This window comes from Streptococcus sp., from assembly GCF_019414905.1.
Classification (GTDB): domain Bacteria; phylum Bacillota; class Bacilli; order Lactobacillales; family Streptococcaceae; genus Streptococcus.
In genome coordinates this window covers 8968-9556 of the sequence record NZ_DXLC01000134.1, presented here as the reverse complement: position 1 = coordinate 9556, position 589 = coordinate 8968, and the positions used below count along the sequence as shown (strand labels likewise).

The following is a 589-nucleotide window of genomic DNA, read 5'->3' as shown; positions in this document are numbered from 1 at the left end:
ATTGACATCTTCCGATAAGGCTTCGACCAAGATATCAACTGCACCAGCCAAGGCCTCCTTACCAGTCGCAAATCCTTCACAGACAAACTTTTCAGCTTCTTTATCTAAGCCAGCTACATTCTGCAAAATCAAGCGAGCAAGAGGGAAGAGTCCAGCTTCACGAGCAATAGTTGCCTTGGTCCGACGTTTTTCCTTGTATGGAAGATAGAGTTCTTCTACGTCTGCTAATTTTTCAGCAGCTAAGATAGCTTCTTCCAACTCCTTGGTCAACTTGCCTTGTTCTTGAATCTTAGCCAAGACAGCTTCCTTGCGGTCATTGAGATTGGTCAGACTTTTATCCAAGTCGATAATGGCCTTAATCGCCACCTCATCCAAACTACCAGTCATGTCCTTGCGATAACGTGCGATAAAGGGAATAGTAGCCCCTTCAGCTGTCAAACTTAGAACGGTATCAATTTGCTTTAACGTCACTCCCAAATCCTGGGAGATTTTTTCATATTTTTTATCCATGAATCTATTATACCACAAGGAACTGCTCTTGTTTTGCCTTACCTGTTTTTGCATCTTTGATTATCAAAATAATCCCTTT

Annotated in this window: 1 protein-coding gene; it reads right to left on the bottom strand. The window is 41.9% G+C overall.

Annotated features, from left to right (window positions below):
• Window positions 1-510 (bottom strand): Tex-like N-terminal domain-containing protein (locus QZ359_RS04075; RefSeq protein ID WP_293961240.1); only part of this gene is annotated, 510 nt, incomplete at its 3' end.
• Between the last annotated feature and the right edge of the window lie 79 nt (window positions 511-589).